Raw genomic sequence first — 22,849 nt, forward strand, 5'->3', positions numbered from 1 at the left:
GGCCGTGCGGCGGCACGTAACGCCGGGGTGCGTGCCTAGAAGTCTTCGGGGCGCAGGTTCTGCGCCCATTTGCTGATCTCGGCTTCGTCGGGCAGTGCCTCCGCGTCCTTTGCCTTGGCATCCTTATCTGCGGAATCCGCGGACTTTCCGTCGCCCGGAGCCTTGGCCGGCTTGCCGGCTGCAGCAGGCTTTGCCTGTCCGGGAGCCGCACCCGCTAGGTCGGGGCTCTCCTCAGTTGCCGTATTGGAAAGGGTTGTTTCCGGTGCTGCTGCCTCTTCAAGGGCCGCAGGGGCTGCTTTGGGCTTGACGTACGGAAGCGGGTGGGAGGCCATGGACGCGACGGCGGTGCTGGCGGCCCGCAGGCCGGAGCCGGTCAGCTGGGCATAGAGCTGAATAGCCCGGATGGGCTGGCCCTGCGCGATGGCCGCGTAGACCTGCTGATGGCCCTTTTCGTCGAGCCGGGAGACAGCCTCACGGGCAGTCTCAAAGGATGTTCCCGCGGGTGCACGGCCGCCGGGGATGGACGTCGCGGCCTTGGACGTTCCGGCCTTCGGCGTTGCCTGTCCGGCCTGTTTTGGTTCGGCGGGACGTGCAGCACGGCGGCGCTGGGCCCTGCCCACCAAAAAGTTCACGAGCACGATCGCGGCGACGAACAAGACAATGACCACAAACTCCATACCTTGATCCTAGCTTTTCTCCGCCTGCCTTGTTCCGCCCGCGGTATATTGGCGCGCAGGTCCAGCTCCCGCCGGTTCGTCCGGCCCAGCCCGCGAAGGATGCCATGACATTCGATTCCGCCCTGCTTTCCCTGAACGTCGAGCTCAAAGGACCGGTTGCCGAGGTCCGGCTCATCGGCCCGTCCAAGGGAAATGCCATGGGTCCGGACTTCTGGACCGAACTGCCGCGGGTGTTCGAAGCCCTCGGCGCTGACGATGAGGTCTGCGCCATCCTGCTCTACGGATCCGGCGGAACCTTCAGCTACGGACTGGACCTGCCTGCCATGCAGCCCGTCTTCGCTCCGGTGCTGGAATCCCGGGGAACGGATGCTCGCCTGCGCAGCAGCTTCCGCCGGCAGATCCAGGAACTGCAGGACGCGGTTAGCTCCGTGGCCCGCTGCGGCAAACCGGTTATCGCCGCCGTCGAGGGATGGTGCATTGGCGGCGGTGTGGACGTGATCTCGGCCGCGGATATCCGGATTGCATCGCCCGGTGCCACCTTCAGCATCCGCGAGGTGCGGGTGGGAATCGTGGCGGATCTCGGCTCCCTCCAGCGGCTGCCCGCGATCATCGGCGCCGGCGCCACCCGGCACCTCGCCCTGACCGGTGAAGACTTCACGGCCCAGCGCGCCCATGAACTGGGCCTTGTCACGGAACTGGCTGACGACGTCGTTGCCCGCGGGCGGGAGCTCGCGGGCCGGATCGCAGCGAATCCTCCACTGGTGGTCCAGGGCGTGAAGCGGGTTCTGGACCAGGGTGCGGAGCAAGCTGTCCAGACGGGCCTGGACTACGTGCAGGTCTGGAATACCGCGTTCCTGCCCAGCCGGGACTTCGCAGAAGCCACCCGCGCCTTCGCCGAGCGCCGTCCCGCAGTCTTCACCGGGGACTAGGTCCACCGGCTGGAAACTAGACTGGGTGCATGGCAGTAACGGACGAAGCGATCACCAAGATCAAGGACATGCTCATCTCAGGTGAGCTGAAGGCCGGTGACCGGCTTCCTCCGGAAAAGGACCTCAGCGAGCGGCTCGGACTCTCACGCAGCTCCCTGCGAGAGGCAGTGAAAGCGCTGGAGCTGATCCGTGTCCTGGACGTCAGGCGCGGGGACGGGACCTACGTGACCAGCCTCGAACCGTCGATCCTCATGGAAACCATGTCCTTCGTGGTGGACCTCCACCAGGAGAATTCGGCGGCCCAGCTCCTGGAAGTCCGCCGGATCCTTGAACCGGGTTCAGCTTCGCTGGCTGCCAGGCGCATCAGCCCGGAAGCCGCCGCGGATCTCCGGGACTGTGTGGCAGTCGTCGGCGAGAACTCCTCCGAGGAGGAACTGGTCGCCCACGATTTGGCTTTCCACGCGCGGATCGCCAAGGCTTCTGGCAACTCGTACCTGCAGAGCCTCCTCGACGGCCTGGCAGGGAGCACGATGCGCTCCCGGATCTGGAACGAGTTGACGCTGGACAAGGCGGTGGCGGCCACGCTGGCCGAACACGCGGCCATAGCCCGGGCCATCAGCACCGGCGACCCGGACTTGGCGCGCGCCCTGATGACCGTGCACGTCAGCGGGGTTGAATTACGCCTCTCGCAGGCCGCCTGAGCGCCTGCCCCCGACGAACCGCTATGCCTTCAGCGCCAGCACAAAAGGCAGCACGGATTCCGCCCCGGCCAGCCGCAGCACGCGCCCGGCCTCAGTGAGCGTCCAGCGGCTGTCGGAGAAATCATCGACCAGCAGCACCGGACCCGGGTTGGCGGCAAACCAGTCCGCACCGCCCTCGGGCACAGCGAACTGCTCCCAGACCGATGCCAACCGGAAGGCACTGTTCCCTCCGGGACCGCCGGAGGGTCCGCCGTGGGGCAGCTGCAGGGCACCGAGGTAAGGGATCCGTCCCAGTTCCGAGAGCCCCTGGGCCAGGGAACCGACCAGCTGCGGACGGGACCCGCTGGGGACTGACACGATGGCTACCGGACGCTGGTCCCAGCCCCACTGGGCCAGGACCTGCACGCAGCCCTGCAGCAGCGCCGGGTCAACCGGAGCGTCGGGCGCACCAGGAGCAAAGATTTCCCGCAGCCGTCCGCCCCAGCCCAGGTCCGTCAGGCGGGCCAGCGCCCGCCCGGTGGAGACGGCGGCGTCGGGCTTGATCTTGCCCTTGACCGGCACGCCGAGCCGGTCCATTCCGGTGGGGTACATGCCCCGCGGGTCAATGTCCACGCCCACGCGGCTGAGTTCCTGGCTGGCGCTGTCCGTCGCCTCGGAGGCGATGTCGTCCGGGTACCAGCGGCCGGCACAGTTGTCGCAGCGCCCGCAGGGAGCCGCCGCGGGATCGTCCAGCTGGCGGGACAGGAACTCCATCCGGCAGCCGCTGGTGTTCTCGTAGTCCAGCATGGCCTGCTGTTCCTTGACGCGGGCGGCAGCGATCCGCTCGTAGCGTTCACGGTCGTACGTCCAGGGCTGCCCGGTCCCGCGCCACCCGCCGGTAACGCGTTCCACGGCACCGTCCACGGCAAGGACTTTCAGCAGCAGTTCCAGCGGCGATCGTTTCAGGTTCACCAGGGTTTCCAGCGCCCCGGTCGAAAGCACGGACCCGTCGGCCAGTTCCCGCAGCACGGCGTTAGCCGGGCCCTCCGCGGGCATGGACGACGTGGCGAAGTATTCCCAGATGTCGCGGTCCTCGCTTCCGGGCAGCAGCAGCACGTCGGCGTTCGGGGTCCCGCGGCCTGCACGACCCACCTGCTGGTAGTACGCCACGGGCGACGACGGCGCCCCCAGGTGGACCACGAATCCGAGGTCCGGCTTGTCGAAGCCCATACCGAGCGCGCTTGTCGCCACCAGGGCCTTGACCTCGTTGTTCTTCAGGGCAGCCTCGGCCTGCTCGCGGTCCGCAGGATCGGTCCGGCCGGTGTAGGCCAGGACGCGGTGCCCGGCCTTTTGCAGCAGGCGTGCGGTGTCCTCCGCGGCAGAAACCGTCAGGGCATAGATGATCCCGCTCCCGGGCAGCTCACCGATGTGGGTGAGCAGCCAGGCGAGCCGGCTGCGCGGGCTGGGCAGCCGCAGCACCCCCAGCCGCAGGGATTCACGGGCCAGGGCTCCGCGGATGGTGAAGACGTCTTCCCCGCCGGCGGCCAGTTGCTCTTCGACGTCCTTCACCACGCGGGAGTTAGCGGTGGCCGTGGTGGCCAGGACGGGAACGCTTGCCGGAAGCCGTTCGATCAGGTGGCGGATCCGGCGGTAGTCGGGCCGGAAGTCGTGCCCCCAGTCGGAGATACAGTGTGCCTCGTCGATCACGAGCAGTCCCGAGCGGCGGACAAGTTCCGGAAGATGGTTCTCCCGGAAGCCGGGATTGTTCAGCCGCTCCGGTGAGACCAGGAGGACGTCGACGTCGTCAGCTTCCAGCCGGGCGGAGATGTCCTGCCATTCGAGCTGGTTCGCCGAATTGATGGCCGCGGCCCGCACACCGGCGCGTGCCGCAGCGGCAACCTGGTCCCGCATCAGCGCCAGCAGCGGCGAGACAATCAGCGTGGGACCGGCGCCCCGGGAGCGGAGCAGCAGGCTTGCCACGAAGTACACGGCGGACTTTCCCCAGCCGGTCCGCTGGACCACCAGGGCCCTCCGCCCTCCGCGGACAAGGGCCTCTATGGCTTCGTACTGGCCTTCGTGGAACTGCGCATCCTCCCGGCCCACCAGCGCCCGCAGCAGGGCGGTTGCTTCGGTACGGAGAGCCTGGGCATCCTCCGGGCCGAAGGCTTCGGAGGATGCTGACAGCTGTACGGGCTGGACGGGCGGCACGGATACGGGTTCCATGCCTTCCACTATTCCAGCCTCCACCGACATGTCCCTGCGTTCCCGGCACCGGATGTGGAAAAGAACACCTGTGCGCGGCAGCACGCCCCGGCTGGGCCGGCCCGCCCGCGCTCCCCTATAGACTTCAAGGCGTGACTACTGCATTCGATCTTTCCGAGTCCTTCAAGGCCTACGACGTCCGGGGCATCGTGGGCGAGACCATTACTCCGCAGATCGTGAAGGCCGTCGGCGCCGCATTCGTCGATGTGCTTGAGCTCGCCGGCGAAACCATCGTGGTCGGCGGCGACATGCGCCAGTCCTCCCCCGAATTCATCAAGGACTTCGCTGCGGGGGCCACTGCCCGCGGCGGATACGTCCTGGTGGTGGACCTGATCTCCACCGACGAGCTCTACTACGCCTGCGGCTCCCTGAACGCTGCCGGTGTCACCTTCACCGCCAGCCACAACCCGGCCCAGTACAACGGCATCAAGATGGCCAAGGCCGGAGCAGTCCCCATCTCCTCCGAGACCGGGCTGAAGGAAATCCAGAAGGCTGCGGAACGGTACCTGGACGACGGCGTGATCCCGTCCGTGGAGAAGCCCGGGCTGATCAGTGTCCGCGATGTGCTGGGCGACTACGCCGCCTATCTGCGCGAACTCGTGGACCTGCGCGGCATCCGCCCGCTGAAGGTAGTAGTCGATGCCGGCAACGGCATGGCCGGGCTCACCACCCCCGCCGTGCTGGGCGATTCCCTGCTGCCCGGGCTGCCCCTGGACATCATCCCCCTCTATTTCGAACTGGACGGCTCGTTCCCCAACCACCCGGCGAATCCGCTGGAACCGGAGAACCTGCGCGACCTGCAGGCCGCCGTCGTCGAACACGGAGCAGACCTGGGCCTGGCCTTCGACGGCGATGCCGACCGCTGCTTCGTCATCGACGAACTGGGCGCACCGGTGAGCCCCTCGGCGATCACCGCACTGGTGGCGCGGCGCGAAATTGCCCGAGCCCAGGCAGCCGGTGAAGAGGTCCCCGTCATCATCCACAACCTGATCACTTCCCGTGCCGTACCCGAACTGGTCGAAGCTTCCGGCGGCCGTGCCGTCCGCACCCGGGTCGGCCACTCCTTCATCAAGGCGCTCATGGCCTCCGAGGGCGCGGTCTTCGGCGGGGAACACTCCGCGCACTACTACTTCCGCGATTTCTACAACGCCGACACCGGCATGCTTGCGGCCATGCATGTCCTGGCCGCCCTGGGCGAGCAGGACCTTCCGCTCTCGGACCTCGCCCGCGAGTACGAACCGTATTTCTCCTCCGGCGAGATCAACTCCAAGCTCGACGACGTGCAGGCGGCCGTAGACCGCGTCCGTGCCGAATTCGAGCGGCCGGGCGTCACCGTTGACTCCCTCGACGGATTGACTTTCACCTCGGATGACGGACAGTGGTGGTTCAACCTCCGCGCGTCCAACACAGAACCCTTCCTCCGGCTCAACGCCGAGGCAGAGGACCTCTCCACCATGGAACAGGTCCGCGACCGTGTCCTTGAACTAGTTAGGAAATGAGCTCATGGCTGACGTAGAACTGGCTGGCGGAGAACCGTCCGCCCAGGTACAGGATGACCTGAACTCCCTGCTGGGCACCGCCCTCGGTGTCACACAGGAACAGCTCGAAGCGCAGGGCGCCTTCCTGCCCGCCGCACTGGTGGTGCAGAACGACGGCGAACTCCGCATGGTGGCCGTCTCTCCCGAGGAGAGCGATGAAGACCTGGATGCAGAGGCCATGATCGATGACCTCTATACCGTCCTGGAGGAGCAGAAGGACCAGAACCGCGCCGTCGCTGTTTTCTCCGACATCACGCTGCCTGACGAGGGAACAGACGCCATCCACGTGGTAGCCGAGCACTCCGAAGGAGTCTGCATCTCCGCGATCCAGGCCTACTCCGAGCAGGACGGCGTATGGACCTTCAGCGATCCCATCTGGGAGTCCGGAGAGCCGATCGTCTGGGCTGCCGGCGAGGAAGCGCCCGCTGAGTCCTAGACAGGGCAGAACTTAAGAGGACCGGGCCCGCACTCACTGAGTGTGAACTGCTCCCCCGAAAGCTGGACTGGCCAAATAAGATCCTAAGCCGCGAGGGCCTGGGCACGGTATTGGACCGGGCTCAGGCCCTTGAGCTTTGTCGAGATGCGTTCATTGTTGTACCTGTTTGAGCTGGGTTGGGGGGGCCAAGTCGGGCTACCGCTACCTCACGCTGTTCCTCCGATAACGAACTTCTGCCATGCGCAGAACTGCTCCCCGAGAGTGAACTGATTTCTCAGTCCAACTTTCGGGGAGCAGTTCACTATCCGGCGGGGGTTCTTCTTTTCAAGCTACCGCTCGATACCGTCGATAATCACATGGATGGACGTATCCGGGAGTTCCAGGATGTGCTCACCTGGAACGAATGTATCGAGGCTTTGCAGCTGCTCCTGCAGCTGCTGTGTGGTGTCGGGGTCGGCGGTAACCACCTCGACCTCTTCGATGTCAGTGTTCACCGGCAGGTACATGTAGACCCCTCCGGCTTCCTCCTTGATCTCCACGTTCGAGGTGTAGTCCTCGCCCGCGATCTCGTAGGTGCGAGTGCCGTCCCCGGCGCCGAGGCCGGCCCAGACCGCCCCACCAACGACCAGGGCCAACATCCCGATGAGGGACCCGCGGACCCAGACGCGGGAGGAAGCATGAGACCGGCGGGCCCGGCGGCCCCGCCGGGCCGAGGGGGTTTCACCCCCGGCCTCAGCGGCGGCTACCGGCGTGGTTTCTTCGTGCGCAGTCTTCATACTCGCTCCTCCTGCATCTCTTCCTCTTCCTTCTTGCGGCGACGGGCTGCAGCCAGGAGCAGGATGCCCAGGACACCGGCACCCAGTGCGCCGAGGAGGAGCAGGCCGAAGCCCTTAGCCCCGGTGAACGCCAGTCCACCCTCGACCGGAACCAGCACGAACGGGAAGTCCAGATCCAGATCGTCGGTGAGCGCCAGTCCACCCTCGACCGGAACCAGCACGAACGGGAAGTCCAGATCCAGATCGTCGGTGAGCGAGGTGACCACGATGTTGCCGTCCTCGGCGACCTCCGTGATGAAGGCCTCCAGGGTCATCGCCTCGTTGTCGAACTGCAGGGTGGTAACGCTGTCAGCGGTGCTGAGGCGGTAGCCGTCAGGCATCACCATCGTGGTGCGGTACTCGCGCGGCTTCATGAAGCCGGCGTGATCCTCGTCGTAGTGAGTCGGGCTCACCTCGAACCCGTAGTAGCCGAGCTCATCGGTGACCTTGACCGAGTCGCCGTTTACGTCCTCGGCGATAACCCACTTGCCGCCGACCTTCTCCCAGAGGGTGACCTCGCGGTCAGCCATGCGGTCTTCGTTGCCGTTGTACGTGCCGTCCTCGTTGGCATCCACCCACGCGACGCCGCCGATGGTGACCGAGTCTGGATAGGTGGTGACACCGATATCCATCTGAACATCGTCGCGCATCGTGGTCGGAACCGAGACCCCGTTCTCGTGATCGATGATCGAGAAAACGTTCGTCACGCCGGTCAGCTGGAAACCGAACTCTGCAGCTTCCGTGATCATGTCGCTGTCGATGAGCTTGTCCCCGCCCACGTTCAGCGGCGACCACAGCTGGTTGCCCAGGCGTTCGGCGGTCACACGGTATTCGCGTGCCTGCATGAACTCAGGGTGGCTCTCGTCGAAGTGCATTGGCTCAACCACGAAGCGGTAGTCGCCGTTCTCGTCGGTCACGTCGGTGACGCCCTTCGAGTCACCGGCCTTGACCCACGCGCCATCCACGAGCTCCCACAGGACCACGGTCTGGCCGGCGAGAACTTTCTCGCCTTCCTCACGCAGGCCATTGGCATTCGCGTCGTCCCACATCTTGCCGCCGATGACGACCCCGGGCTCAACGAGACCCAGGTCAACATCATCGTGCGTCAGTGCTTCACGGGTATCCACGGGCAGGAACTGACCCTCGACGGGCTCGGCCAGCGTGTAGACATCCGATACCGCAGTGAAGGTGCCATTACGGCCGGTCTCAACGAAGTCGCTGTCGGTTTCGTCAGCACCCTGGTTGTGCTTGGTGATCGCGAGCCACAGCGGGACCTCGGTCACAACCACGCGGTACTGGTTAGCAGCACCGGCTGCGTCGTTGTAGATCGGCAGACCCTCAAAGCGGTACTTGTTCACACCGGTCTGAGCTGCAACGTCGGTCCAGTCGGCGCCGTTGGTGCTGACCTGCAGAGTCGCGGTGAAGCGCTCTGCTGCCAGGCCGTCGCCATCCTTCTGTCCATCAGCCTTCCCGTCGATGAACACTTCACCGGCGATAACACCGGTTGCGTGCTCCATCACACCGAGGTCGATGGTCACGTTGTCCACTGCACGCAGGAACTTTCCGTCCTGAACAGCCAGGGTGATCAGGTTGTCCAGACCGCCCTTCGCGTTCATGGTGCCGTTGAGGAAGAAGTCGGAATCAACCTCGCGGTCACCCCCCTCGCGCGACGGAGCGAACGTGTAACCGGCCGGCAGACCGTCCACGCTCACCTGGTAGGCGTACGCCGTACCCGTCTCAGCGTCACCGTCGAAGGCCGGAACCTCGGGGAAGTAGTAGAGGCCGTCAGCCTGCGAGGTGGTGGTCATGACGAAGCCGTCATTCTTCACCCACTGGCCGTCAACGTTCTCGTACTGCTCGAGCTTCAGCTCCTGGCCCTCGAGACCGGGCTCGCCGGTCTCCTGGATACCGTTGCGGTTCTTGTCGCCCCACACGAGGTTTCCGATGACACCAGTGTTGCGGTAGGCGTAGAAACCGGCGTTCACTGCCATGCGGTCAGCGAAATCCGTCTCGTAGACGTTCTTCAGATCGAAGGCGAACAAGTTCGTACGAACCGCGGCGTCGTCTCCGGTGCCGCGGAGCGTCACGTCATTGTCATCAACACGGGTGAACGGGTTCTCCGCGTGCGTAATCGGCGTGACAGGCAGTTCCTTGTCGTAGGTGCCACCGGGGTGAACAACCTCGACGTAGAACTGGCCGGGGCGTGCGAGGACGGGGAAGGTGTAATGACCATTGGTGTCCGAGATAGTAGTCATCTCGGTGCCGTTCGCATGACGCACTACGGTGCCATCAGCGTGCTTCAGGATGACCTTGAATTTCTCCAGGCGAGCCTCACCGGACTGCATCACACCGTCACGGTTCATGTCGTTCCACACAGTGCCGCCAAACTTGAACAGGCGGCCAACACCGAGGTCGAAGCCCATACGGGTGTCGTCCGCAGTCTCCCGTGTGACCCTACGCACGTCGGTCACTGCAACCAGTGCAGAAGCATCGTGTGCAACCTGCACGTCGGCAGCCTCACCCGGGAGGAACGTGGTCACGTCCGCACCGGAAATCATCTTCTGTGTGGTCACCGAGTAGCCGTCGTACGCCTTCGGCATCTCGAACATCACGCGGTAGTTACCGGGGGTGATGTTGGAGAACACGTAGTAACCGTTCCAGCCGTTGATGTCGGTACGGGTGGTGGTCACCACCGGGCCGTCAGATTCCGTCTTCTGGCCGATCTCGTCAACGAAGACCTCACCGGTTGCATCGTCAACGACGAGCCACTGGTTGCCGACCTTCTTGATCGGGTTACCGAGGTAGTCGACGTGGCGACCGTTCGGGCTGAGGAGGGTGACCTTGACCTGGTTGATACCCGCATCGTCGATGTCGCCGTCAAAGTCGATGTCCTTGGCAGGCTTCAGCAGTTCGCGGCCGTTCACATCGGTGATGATCTCGCCCTCGTTCTGCGCGGCGTCGAAGTTGGCGTCGTGCCAGACGTAGTTACCGATCGAGACTTTGTCGGCCTTCTCGGTCACGAAGGTGCCGGCGTTGTTCGATTCCTGGGGCTTGAAGTTCTCCTTGAGCTGGGTCGCAGCGAACGAGTTCCACTGAGCCACGTCATCAGGCTTGGCAGCGGTGTCCCAGGTCTCCAGGAACGCGGGTGCGTTCAGCGGAGTGCTCATGCCGTACGACAGGGTGAGCTTGCTCTGACCGGGCAGAGTCTCGCCTGCGTTGTTGAACAGCATCAGCAGCGACTGGGCCTTACCCAGCAGCGACGGGTCTGCAGCAACAGCGGCCTTGAAGTCAGCCAGCGAGACAAAGTGCTTGTCACGCTCGACCGAGGCAGCTCCACCCACACCCATGGAGTCATAGAACTCCTGGGTGCTGACCACACTTGCAGGCAGCAGCTCAGCCTCAACGACCTTGCCGCCCTGCCTGGTGAACGGACCCACGTACATCGTGTAATCACGTGCACCGTAGGTCTTGTTCAGACCGCCCTCTGCGGTCAGCTTGAAGCTGTCCAGGTTCAGGATCGATGAACCGTGCGAGTTCCGTGCCACACTCTCGTTCATCACAGCGTGGTCGCCGTCGTAAGGCAGCACGTCGTAGATGATCGGGAACGGGTACGGGGTCTCGCCCTTCTCCTTCGTGTTGTCGATCGTCAGGGTGTAGTTGAAGTCCCCGCCTTCACGAACCGGCGTGATCCGCGGATGTGCGGTTCCGGCGCGGTTCAAGTCAGAGTAGGCGACCTTCCGCTTGCCGAAGTTGTCGTACACCTCGTACTCGAAGAGGGTTCGGTCGGTGAAGACCAGGCGGTCGTTCCGCAGGTTGTTGGCATCGAGGTCGTTGCGGTCAGTCTCGTAACCGAGCGTGTTCGAAGCATTCCAATCCGAGTTGAGCGGCTGCACGAGGCCGGTGTTGTTGGTCGTGTAGACGCGCGACTTGGTGTCCTCGCTCGTTGCACCCGGGGTGTAGGTGTCGATGAGGCCGATGAAGTCGATCACGATCTTGTCACCGGGCAGCACCTGGCCCTCGAACCAGATGGTTACGACGTTGCGGTCCATGCCGTCCCAGTCACCGGCGTGGATACGCTTGTGAATAAGGTTCGATTCGGACTGCTTGACGGTGCCGTCTGCGGCCACGATCTTCCAGGTCCACTTGAATGCATCAGACTCACGGTTTGCCGTGGCGTTCTTCTGCAGCGGGCCCTTGGAACGGTGAGCGTCATTCAGCGGGTTCGTTTCGTCCACCTTGTCGGCGGGCACGTAGACCCAATCGTCTTCACCGCGAACGGTCATCACGCGAGGCAGCTCAAACGTCACCTTGGGGTCGATGAGCATGTCCTCGGCGTAGGTGATCGACTCTTCCTCGTTCCACATGGTGTCGTCGGCGTTCACGACCTCACCGCGGAACTTCAGGTGGGAAGACGACGACGGGTTGATGGCCATGTTGTCCGACCATCCCCAGCGCTGATCTTCAGGCTTGGCTCCGTCGTAGCGGTAGTAGAGAGCGTCGTGGAAGACGTTCACCACCGGACGAGCGGGCGTGAGGTAGGAGCGGTTCTGGTCATCATCCAGTTTCGCCATTGCGTCTGCGACGTAGTTACCCCACAGCTCAACGGTGTCGTAGATGAACATCGTCTGCTTCTCATCCGAGGATGCACGCATGTTGATCTTGATCGCAGCGTCGGTGACGCCGGCGCCGAAGCTGGTGACACCCTTGTTCTCGGGGTCAGTCTCCGTCACGTCCTGGTTGCCGGCCTTGTCCGCGTCGGCATCAACTGCCAGGCGGGTACCGGTGGGCACCAGGTAGTCAGCGTCGATCGAGCGAACTACTACACGAACCTGACGGAGGTCGCGAACGAGGTCCGGGTCCACTGCGATGGTCTTGTTCTCGTAGATGCTCTGCTTGCCGAGCGAGACCCACTCATCGGTCGCGTAACCGGTTGCAGGGTCAACGTGTGAGACGAACACCTCGGACTCGAACACCTGGTCAACGGTCTTACCGTTGCTCTGGATGTGGGCAACGACATCAGCGGGGATCTCCCACTTACCGCTGGACACAGACAGCACTGCAGTGTCGATCCAGTACTTCGTCACAGGGTGGTTCGGATCATTGGATTCCGGCGCCGGCAGGTTGCTGTCGATGGCCATCTCCCGCAGGCCCGAGCCGGTGTTCTTGGCGTGGGTCACCAGGTACTCGATCGTGTCCGACGAGTTGAAGTACGGGTCACCGATGGAGCCGTTGGTGTATTCCATACGCGGACGCGTGGTGTTGACGCGCACCTCGCCCTTGGGCTTTGCAACCTCGAAGGAAGCATCGTTCTGTGCCAGGAAGCTACCCACCTTGCCGTTACCGTCCATGTCGCCGGTGACGAGAGTTTCGGTCACGAGCTTCGCGTAACGGACGGGCGCAAGCGGCTGCACGACGAAGTCGTCCTTGCTTGCACCCTCGGGCAGAAGGGTCAGATCGTCCGAGATGAGCGAGATGTAGGTGTCGACCTTGAAGTCCTCAGCCGTCCACTTACCGCCCTCGGCCTCGTCATCACGGAAGCCGTCAACCAGCCTGTACTCCTGCAGCAGCGTGAAGCGCTGATCCGACTCGAGGCGACCCGCAGCCGTATCGGCGTCGGGTGCCGGCGGCGTCACGATCCAGCGAACCACCTGGCGCTCAGACCAACCCTTGATGCGCTCGTCCTCAGTCACTGCCTTCACCGTGTAGCCGGCAGCTTCGAACGCCTTGCGGTCCATGATCGTGTTACCGACCTTGATGCGCACATCCCCGGTCTTCTCCGCGAACGATGACACGTAGGAGGTGAAGATGAAGCGCGAGTTGTGCACGGTGCCGGTGCTCAGCATCCGGCTGTAGTCGCTGCCTGCACTGTCCGGCTTGTTGTACGCCTCGGTCGAGACCCAGAACTTCGCAGCGGCACCCAGCAGGGTGACCTCGTTCGATGCTGCGTCAGCGTAGGGGCCGATCTTGGTCTCGTTCACCACGGACGGGAAGCGCATCACGATACGCGTTCCGCCGTAGGCGCCGTAGTTGGTTGCCGACTCCTGAACCGTCTCGGGGAGCAGGGTCGAGCCTGCAACCTTCCACGAACCACTGACATGCAGGGGCACCTCGGTGTCCCGCTTGTAGGTCTTCGTCTCCGAGATCAGCGATTCGGTGATGCGGTTCACACCGTTGGTACCGATGCTGTCCAGACGGCCGGCGTCAGCGCTGGGGTTCTGCACGTACGAACCGGTCTTGTACATACCCGAGACGATCGGCTCGAAGATGTCGGCCTCCGAGTTGGCGAAGGTCATAATCTCCTGGAACTTCGTCTCGTCGGAAAGGGACTCGTCCGTGCCGTAAGGAGGCATGTCGATCACCGTGGCGCGGGGCGACACAGTCAGGGACTGGCCGTACTTGATGGTGTGCAGGATCTGCTGAGCCTCGGGGGTGTCCTTCGCGGTGAAGTGCAGCACGAAGCGTTCGCCCTGCTCGCTCTTGACGCGCTCGACGCGCAGGTTCAGGTGCTCGGCCACATCGACCGCAGGCGTCGTGCTGTTGTAAGCCACGTCGCTGATGTGAGCGGTGAACGCCACATGCTGCTGGTTCTCCACCTTGCCCGTGTAGCGAGCAATGGTGCCGTCCTCGAGGATCGGGACGATACCGAACGGCATCGACACGGTCACGGTCGGCTCAAACCACGAACCGCGGGCACCGCCCTTGGTCTGGGGTTGATGAGTCAGCTCGTCGAGGCGGTTGCCCGAAGTGCCGTGGTAGTCCTTCTGAGTCTCGATCTGCTGGTTCTCCACGGTTGCGTGGATGGTCAGCTTCTCGTGGAGATCAGTCGTGAAGTCCTGCACCGTCGAGTGGTATCCCGTGAGGTAGCTGTCCTTCGAGATGTCGTTCCACACGCGCAGCGCCGGCTTACGCATGACCATCTGGTCACCCGTCACCAGCGCCGGCTTCTGGTCGGTCACGGTGGCGGTCGCCTGTGCATTCAGGCCACGGATGTACATGCCGTGAGGCTCGAACGAAGAGTAACTCGTATACCCGCTGGTGCCCCAGTGATACCAGCTGAGGTCCGCCAGGTCGATGCCGGGCTTGATGCCGTCGTTCGGCCAGGTGTTCGGGTTGTAAACGTTCGGGTCCTTGTGCAGAGCGCCGTATTCCTTGCTGTACAGCGCCAGGTACTCTTCGGCCGCGATGGTGCTGACGGTGAGCTGGTCGAACCAGTAGCGCTGCGAGCCGTTGAGGACGAGGGCCTGCTCGTCGACGCGAACCTTCACATCGACGTACTGGTACTTCGCCTTCTCGGTCGTGGCTGCGGCGTTGAACATGCCGTTCAGCGCACCTGCGACCTTGATGCGGAGCACGTAGGGCACCTCGTTCTCGATGGTGGTGCCATCTGCGTCGAGCTTCTTGAAGGTGCCGGCTTCCTGGTTCTGACGCGGAGCACGGTAGCCCTTGTCGTCCTCGGGCGTCTGCAGGACATCGTAGGTATGGGCGATCGTGTTGCCGAAGCCGTCGAATGCGGTGATCCCGATGAGGCTGCCGTCCTCATCGAACGGGTTGAACCCGATCGGCAGGATCTCGGTGTACTCGATGCCGCTTTCGATCGCACGGTCACCCAGGTTCGCTGCGTGCAGACGGGCGGTGACGATCTCGTCCAGCTCAACTGCGTAGCTGTAGTTGTCAGCGGTGTACTCCGTCACGCTCACCGGCGCCCGAAGGTCCCCGTCGTGCTCGATGAAGTTCGCGTCTGAGACACCCGATGCGGTCGTGCGCTGCACCTTGGGGAGCAGTTCGCTGGCGCCGTAGAGCCATGCACGCTTCAGCTGCAGGTTGTCGTGCGACCACAGGATGCGCTCGTCGTGCGTGACGACACCATCGTTCACCCGGGCCGGCTGCAGGTACGCAGAGATGTCACTCTGCTCACCGCTGCCAATACCTTCGTACAGCTTGTTCCCAGACTCCTCGCGCAGGTACACCCGGTCAGCGACCTGGCTGTTCGCCGATGCATCGTAGTAGGTGTCATGGGTGTCCGACCGGCCGTCCTGAACACGGCGCTCACGAGAGTCACCCGAGACCCACGAGCTGGACTGTGCCAGGAACTCAGCAGGAGTCTGCTCGAAGCTGCGCGTACCGCTGAAGCCGGCGTCGTGCAGCAAGGCCGCCATGTCCATGTCGTACGTATGGGCGCTCTGTGAGATCGGGTCTTCGTTGCCGTACCAGCCGAGGAACGGTGCGAACACCGGACGTCCGTCTTCGTAGGTCGCGTACGGCAGCTTCTCCTCGCGGATCTTCGCGTCGTACATGACCTCGATGCGCTCACCGCGGCCGAGGTCGCGTGCGAACTCGTAGGTGAACAGCTGGAACTTCACGTCAGCGGCGGGGTTTGCACCCTGGTCGGTGGGCTCGGTTGCCGAGATCTTGCCAGAGCGGTCCACCTGGACACCACCCGCAAGGGGAATGTCGGTGAACTTCTGGTTTCCGCCCACATCCTTACCCGAGATCGATTTCACGGTGACGCTTGGAAGATCGTAGTCAGCGATCTCGTTACCGTCGATGTCGTAATGCTTGATCACGAGCTTGCCGGCAGCCACAGCTGCAGCCACGTCGAGCTCACCATCGGTGACGAACTTGTCGAGCGAGTTGACGATGTACTCGGGCACCTTGTCGTAGATGACCGGATCATTAACGGGAGCCTTACCGAGACCGGTGTTGGTCGAGGCGGGGGTGTTCTCGTTACGAGCGGTCAGCTTCAGGAACACGTCATCACCGGCGAGATAGTTGACCTTACCCACCTTGGTGTTGTCGTACGGTGTACCGGCTTCCGGCTTCGTGTCGAACGACTGCAGGTTGAACTCAACCTGGGGCAGACCCTTCCAGATGACGACCGAGTCAGTCTCAGCAGCCTCGTACAGAGCCACTGCGGGGTTTCCGTCAGTAGCGCCGTCGTGGTGCGTCAGGTCGATCTCCACACTCGAAGTGATGGTCGAGCTCTTGGTCGACTCGCCACCGTAGTTCTGCCACCAACCGGTGCCGACGATCTCGAACGACGGAACAGTGAAGTCCTTACGGTCTTCACCGTCGCCGACGTAACCGGGCACGATGCCGTAGTCAACGCGGATGCTGTTGATGTCCCTCAGCTCGTGCTTGTCAGCATCGAACTCCACGTACTCGCCGCCGACGAGAACCGTCAGCTTGGGTGCGGGGAAGCCATCCGCGTGGGTCGGCTTCGGCAGTTCGGTGAGCTCGAACCCGCGGGCACGGGTATCGAAGGTCACGTCAACAACCATGTGGGTGTTGTGGTGACGGATCTGGTTGCTCATCTTGTCGACGGTGATCGTCATCGGAGTCCCCGAAAGGCTCTCCGCGTCGAAGTTCGTTTCGATGTCGATGGTGGTCGGGTTCGCGTACGTGTACGTCGCAGCCAGACCAGCGCTGTCCTCGCCAAAACCGTCCTGGTTGTAGTCAGCCTCGCTTCCGGAGGACTCGCTCACACCGTTGCCTGAGACAGCGGAGTGGTTGAAGTTCTCCAAGTGGTGCTGGATGCCCGGGGTGGCGTAGGCGCGGATGGTGACCGACTTATTCTGCGTTGCCGCGAGGTCATCGCTGTAGTCGTTGATCGCCTCGTACTCAACAAACACCCACACCGACTCCTGCTTGGGCAGAGTCAGGTTGAACTGAACAGAGCGAGACTTCTCCTGGTCGTTGGTGTCCAGGAAGGTGAAGTTGCTGTCCTTGAGGTCGTAGCTGGTGCGACCCAGTGCGGCAATCGCGTCATGCAAACCCTGTGCCGAGTCCTTGGTGACAACCTCGATACCGGTGATCTTCATACCCTGGGGCGCGGTGAAGTGTGCCGACGGGTCGAACATCGCATTGCGGTTCTCAGCATCGACTGCAGCCGAGTTACGGATCTCGTAGAGCACCTTGGCGGTGTCCTGTACAACCATGTCCGTGGTTGCGACCTGCTCCTTGGTGTCAGCGTCGTAGGGGAAACCACCCTTTGCCAGGGTGAAGTCCTCGTTCAGCTGCGCGCCGCGGAACTGCATATCCACCGTGCGGTGGTGCACCGTGGGGGCGTTGCTGATCGAACCCTTGCTGAGGTCAGGGTGGCTACCGGCGTTGCCGCTGTTGGCAGCATTCGCCCACAGGCCCTGCGGGGTAACGAAATCCGTACCGTGAACCGAGAACGAACCGGTGCGGTGCGTCCCGGCGGTGACACGTTCGCCGTCGCCGCGACCTGCGGGCTTGGAGTCCCACTCCTTGCGCTCCCCCGTCCAACCGTCGATCGCCTCGTCAACCCAGTCACCGGTAATGGTGATGTAGTCGCCATCGATCATGCGCTTGGGCAGAACCTTCTCAGTCTCAAGCTCCTGGGCGAGCGAGCCCCACATGCGGACACCGGGCTTGGCGGCCGCGAAGTCAACACTCACCTTGGTGATGCGTCGAACGTCGAGCGTGGACTCCCCGCCGGCGTCCACCTTGAGCGTGGTTGCCTCCAGGATGTCAGCGTCGAACAGTGCGTCCACGTCGAGGACGTAGTCGGTGCCTTCGAGCTTGAACTCGCCGAGATCGAGAACAACGTCGCCGCCGGGCTGGCTGATGGTGACCTTCTTGGCCTCCCAGTCACCGCCCTTGAAGACGGCTGCGGGGATGCGGATCTCCTGTGCACGGTAGTCGCTGTCCAGGTTCACATCCATGGTGAACGCGGTGATGTCAGCTTCCGAGTTGTTCGTCATACCTGCGTACAGGGTCGACGTGTTCGGGGTGATGCCGTCGGTTCCGTAGTCATACAGCGAGAGCTTGTCGAACTCGAGGTCCATGGCTGCGCCGAGCTTCGGGGTGTAGCCGGCGAGAACACCGGTACTGGTGCTCACGAGCTTGCGCTCACTGTCGTTGGGCTCACGGAACAGCTCGGTCTTACCGGTCAGGTCCTTGTTGCCGTTGACGATACCGCCGACGCGCACGTCGATCTCGTTCAGGTTCGCGCCCAGCGTGTCCTTCTGGACACCCTGCAGCTCAGCGGTGTTGTCACCGAAGCCGTCGATCTCTTCGAACGTCGCCTCAAAGGAGGTCGGGTAGACGCCCTCTCCGAGTGACACTTCATACAAACCTGCGCTGATCTTGTGGAAACCAACAGGCAGGCTGTCGTTGTACTTCACCACGAACGAACCGTGTGCGATGAACTCAGCACGCTCCGGCTCGTCCAGCTCGATGTTCACCTTGGTGTCACCCGCGGTGTTGATCGTCAGCCCCGTGAGGTACTTCAGGGTGCTGGTGTTCTCGAACGTGATGTGCGTCGGATCCAGGTTGAAGTCAGCGTCCTTGTCAGGGGTCGCCGGGTAGGTGAACTTGTACGCCAGCTTGTCGTGGAACGTGGCCAGACCCTGGTTGTAGTAGCTCATCATCCACTCGTCCGATTCGGTGTGGACCGGGACGTTGATGTCTGCGCCGTGCGGCCAGTGGTAGCCGCCGTAGTACTGGTTCGCGACGTTCCAGACGCTTGCGAGGTAGTTGCCCTCGGTGCCCATCGTGACGACCTTGCGCTGCAGCGAAACTGCATCCTGCGCACCGGTCTCGGCCTGGGCGAACGGGTAGTGCACCAGCGAGTACACCGGGGTCGGGATGTGGCCGCGCTTGATCGGGTACTTCTTGCCGATGGTGTCTTCCACTTTGGCGGTGGTTGCCTTCTTGCCCTCTTCCGAGGTCTCGAAGAAGCGGCCCATGTACTCGATCACGCGGCTGGTGGTGCCCGAGAGCTCAGGCACAGAAGCCAGGTCCTTGCGCTCGAACTTCAGCGACACAGAGACACGGCTGACCGGCTGGTCAGGAACCACGTTGTCCGCGAAGGGAGCCTTGTAGTACGGGTGGTTCGCCTCGTCAGTCGAAGCCTTGGTTTCGAACAGTGCAGCGCCATCCACGCCCTGGTGGGCAGTGTTGATGCGCCAGTACTTGGCGCCCTCAGTGGTGTTCTCCACCCAGTCCGAAGCGGGAACAGTCTTCCACAGCTGCTCCTCACCATCGACCATGCGGAAGATCTGCACGTCCTGGATGTAGGGCTTCAGGTCTTCGCGGATCTTGACGTAGTAGGTGTCGAACTGCTCGTGGGGCAGGTTCACGTCAATGACCGTCGTTTGGTCGTTGTTGTTGTTGTCGCCACCGGGACGGTACATCGAGGTAGCGAAACCGCCCAGGGTCTTGTAACCCTGATCCAGTGTGTAGTCGGTCATCGTGCAGCTGTAGTAGCCACACGAGCGCTGACGGTCGACCCACTGATCGTAGGTGCTGCCTGCACCCGCGGACTGGGTGACCTGATTCACGCCTTCGATCTCAACCGTGGTGCGGGTCTCTGCAACCTCGATGCGGTGCGTCGCGGAAACCGTCTTGTTCGCGACATACGGGTCCTGAGGGGTGCCCTCGAATTTGGCCAGCAGGCGCTGGCTCGCACCCATGTCCAGCTCGGAGTCATAGTCGATCGTCACAACGGGGATAGCTGCGCCGATGTTCAGGTTCTTGCCCGAGATCACGATCTTCGCGATGTTGTCGAGCGTGATGTCCTTGTAGTCGACCTCAGGAGTGGTGAACTTCTGCTCGTTGCCCTCATCGTCCACGAACGTGATGGCGATGTCGGTGCCGGCTGCCAGAAACTCCTCGCTCAGCTTGAGCTTGTTGTCGATCAGGATGCCGCTGGAGTCCGTAGGCTCAGCGGGCATCTTTGAGGGTTCTGCTTCGGTGATCGTGTAGGTGAACTCAGGTGCGTTCACACCGCCGGTGCTGAGACGGTACTCAGCGCTCACGGGAACCTCGTACGGAATGTACGTGGGGTCGTTCGTGCGGCGGTCACCGTAGATACCGACGATCGATGTGCTCGGGTTCAGGTCAGCAGGAAGCTGGATGCGGATGTGCCCGGTCGAAGTAGAAGTGCTGGACTTGTTGAACGGTGCCGGCTGGTAGGTCTCCGTCTTCACGGAAACGGTGTGCGAGGTCTTCAGACCTGCAGACACCTTGCCGACCACGTCAATGAAGTTCTGTGCACCGTTGGTGTGGAATTCACCCGTCTCAACGACGATCTTGGCGAAACCTTCGGGGAGGGCAACCTCAATCGCCTGCGTGAGATCCTTGCCCGCCAGGTCGACCGGAATCTCCGTGCCGTCCAGGGTAACGATCTTGATGCGCACGTCTTCTGCGCTCGAGAAGAGTTCAGGCTTGATGACGAGCTTGGCGTCCTTGATGGCTTCCAGAGTGGTGGTGTTCACCGTAATGGTGGTCTCGGAAGTCTCGGCCTCGTTGTTGTTCGTGCCGAAATTGAAGCCAAGGGTGGCTTCCTTGTCCCACGCCACCGTGTGCGGGTAGGTGCTGTTGGTGCTGCCGTTGCCGTTGATGGTGACGCCGGTGCTCGGGATGACCTCGGTGGGGAGGATGACACGGAACGAAGCGTCACGCTTGACCGTGTGGGGAACTTCCGCGTAGGTGGTTTCCTGCGTGTAGTCCTCGTTGTTCGCGTACTTCTCAAGGTAGGTGGTCACCGCGGGGAAGGTCATCGTCTTGACCTCCATTGCTGTGCCGTGCACCTGAATCGCGAAGGGGACGCTCTGGCCGGGGTTGATGCGGCCTGCGAAGTCCTCGAAGTAGAACTTCTTGTCCCAGTTCTTGCCCTGCAGCTCAGACACGTCAAAGACGGCCTTCATCTTGCCCGGGTTCTCCGGGTCAACGACAGCGTTGACCTTGAGCTCACGGGTGATGTTGACCAGTTCCTTCCGGTCGTTCTCGTAGCTGTACTGGTAGCGCAGCGTAGCGTTCTCAAACCTCTCGGCATCTGCCTCGTCAAAGAGGTACACAACCTCGTTAACGTCAAAGTTCTCGACCGAGGTGTATTCGATCGAGGGGTTCCAAACCGGTGCGTTGCTGGTGTTCTTGAAGCCTGCAAGCTCGGTGTAGGTGTCCGTCCCGTAGACGGCTTCAGCCTTCTCCGGCTTGTGGGTGAAGTCGAACCCATAGGAGGGGTTCAGCACCTCGCGCACAGCGGTCTTGGTCTTGGTCCAGTTGGTGCTCTCACCCAGGACGATGTTGGTGATCGCGTCAACGTAGAAGTTGGTCGGGATGTTGGGGAATCCCTGGCGGCTCATGGGAAGCGAAACCATGTAGATGCGCTCGGTGCCCGGCTTGACCTGCTGGCGGTTCTCACCGTTCTGGCGGTCGAGGGTGATCATGCCGGCACCGGTGTAGATGTAGGGCAGCGGGTCACCGAGACCGGTCGCGCCGTCCCAGGTGGGGCTGTAGATGTCGGTGATGTCGTAGATGAGCACACCGCCCTTACCGGGGACACCAATGAACTGACCTTCGGTGTAGTCAGCGTCATCGTTGAAGGTGGGTTCTCCACCGGGGTTGTACGACCAGCGGTTGATATCGGCGGGGATGATGCCGTTGATGTTGTCGGTCGTGTCGATGTCGAAGTTGACCGAGTACGCCTCAATGTTCGAGGCAGGGTTCGTAGAGGTGTTCTGCAGCTTGTAGATGTAGTCGAAGTACTGGAAGCGATCCCACATCGGCACAGAGGTCGATCCGCCGTTCGCCGTAAACGCGGTGAACTGCGGCTCCCACTGAAGGTCCGTAGCGATGACCTGGACGTGGGAATCGACGTCGTCGCGGCCAAGGGTCTCCCAACCCTCGCCTTCGCCGTTGTACTGCTCGTAGGTTACGTAACCGTGCACGTCGAACGCGGTTCCCTCAGGGACACCGCCGAATGGACCATCAGTGCCGTCGTTGTAGGTGCTGAGGAACAGGTCAAACGCAGGGTTCACACCGGCTTCAAGATCACCAATGTACTCAAGAACGATCTTGCCGCCCTGGGAGACAGTGCCGTTGGGAGTGGCCCAGCCACCGCCGGCGCTGACGCGGCCCTGGAGACCCATAGCCGTGGGCGCTGCATCGCGATCCACGATCTTCCAACCACCGTTGCCGTCCTGCTCCAGGGAGGGCATGAACAGAGTCACGGTTACCTTGCTTGTGGCACCAGTCGAGTAACTGGGTACGAGTCGGTAGTTCAGACGCGCTTCTTGCGCGGACGTCATGATGATCGACTTCGACGTGAGGTAACCGGGTGCGCCCTCTACGACCGTACCGTTGAGGGTTATCGAGGGTGATTCCCCGGTGTTTGCAGCCGCCAGGTCACTTGTGGTGACCACGTCTGTCGCTGCAATGGTTATGGCGAGCAAACCCGCCATTATTCCAGTCAGGAGCCGTGTGAGCTTCACGAATGGCCTTCCCATAATCGGCGCAAGACGAAATGCGCCCAAGTAACTTGATGACTCAAATCTATCGTCTTTAGGCGAAAAAGTGCTGATTTATGAGTAAAAACGTGTGGTCATACCGTAAACTGGCGGTGCCGATTAGACCAATGACCCGCCGGAGGCGTATAGGCGAACTATCAACCCCAACATCGCCACAGCAGTGGCTTCACTCGGCATCACCGTCATGGCTCTAACCGGGCGTTCTTCCGCCGCGACGGAGTAGCGAACCTCCAGAGC

At 62.6% G+C, this 22,849-nt stretch carries 8 protein-coding genes and 1 pseudogene; 4 read left to right on the forward strand and 5 right to left on the reverse strand.

Features of this window, described 5'->3' with window-relative positions:
• Positions 1–35: 35 nt before the first annotated feature.
• Positions 36–677: a hypothetical protein gene (locus LOC59_RS15760; protein ID WP_229973023.1), complete on the reverse strand. Its 642-nt coding sequence runs from the start codon at positions 675–677 to the stop codon at positions 36–38.
• A gap of 104 nt (positions 678–781) precedes the next feature.
• Here LOC59_RS15760 and LOC59_RS15765 point away from each other — a divergent pair, with 104 nt between their 5' ends.
• Complete coding sequence (locus LOC59_RS15765) at positions 782–1,606, forward strand: crotonase/enoyl-CoA hydratase family protein (protein ID WP_229973025.1); 825 nt, start codon at positions 782–784, stop codon at positions 1,604–1,606.
• 29 nt (positions 1,607–1,635) lie between these two features.
• The gene (locus LOC59_RS15770; RefSeq protein WP_227896208.1) at positions 1,636–2,307 is read left to right on the forward strand and encodes a FadR/GntR family transcriptional regulator; all 672 of its coding nucleotides are present in this window, start codon (positions 1,636–1,638) and stop codon (positions 2,305–2,307) included.
• A 21-nt stretch (positions 2,308–2,328) separates the two neighbouring features.
• On the opposite strand, the gene LOC59_RS15775 is transcribed toward LOC59_RS15770, so the two are convergent.
• Positions 2,329–4,509: a RecQ family ATP-dependent DNA helicase gene (locus LOC59_RS15775; protein WP_229973027.1), complete on the reverse strand. Its 2,181-nt coding sequence runs from the start codon at positions 4,507–4,509 to the stop codon at positions 2,329–2,331.
• A gap of 131 nt (positions 4,510–4,640) precedes the next feature.
• Here LOC59_RS15775 and LOC59_RS15780 point away from each other — a divergent pair, with 131 nt between their 5' ends.
• Positions 4,641–6,047 carry a phosphomannomutase/phosphoglucomutase gene (locus tag LOC59_RS15780; protein ID WP_227916867.1) on the forward strand — a complete coding sequence of 469 codons (1,407 nt, stop codon included), beginning with the start codon at positions 4,641–4,643 and terminating at the stop codon, positions 6,045–6,047.
• Positions 6,048–6,051: 4 nt separating this feature from the next.
• On the forward strand, positions 6,052–6,522 hold the full coding sequence (locus LOC59_RS15785; protein ID WP_227896211.1) for a hypothetical protein: 471 nt from the start codon (positions 6,052–6,054) through the stop codon (positions 6,520–6,522).
• Between the two features lie 83 nt (positions 6,523–6,605).
• Here LOC59_RS15785 and LOC59_RS15790 read toward each other — a convergent pair.
• From LOC59_RS15790 to LOC59_RS15800, 3 genes and pseudogenes are all read right to left on the reverse strand, one after another.
• A pseudogene (locus LOC59_RS15790) lies at positions 6,606–6,683 on the reverse strand (IS3 family transposase); the annotation flags it as partial.
• Positions 6,684–6,851: 168 nt separating this feature from the next.
• On the reverse strand, positions 6,852–7,298 hold the full coding sequence (locus LOC59_RS15795) for a hypothetical protein (protein WP_229973029.1): 447 nt from the start codon (positions 7,296–7,298) through the stop codon (positions 6,852–6,854).
• Positions 7,295–22,546 (reverse strand): SdrD B-like domain-containing protein, encoded by a 15,252-nt coding sequence (locus tag LOC59_RS15800; RefSeq protein WP_229973030.1) that lies wholly within the window; start codon positions 22,544–22,546, stop codon positions 7,295–7,297. The genes LOC59_RS15795 and LOC59_RS15800 overlap by 4 nt, the downstream gene beginning before the upstream one ends.
• Positions 22,547–22,849: the final 303 nt, after the last annotated feature.

The sequence above is a fragment of the Arthrobacter sp. zg-Y916 genome (assembly GCF_020907385.1).
Taxonomy (GTDB): Bacteria; Actinomycetota; Actinomycetes; order Actinomycetales; family Micrococcaceae; genus Arthrobacter_B; species Arthrobacter_B caoxuetaonis.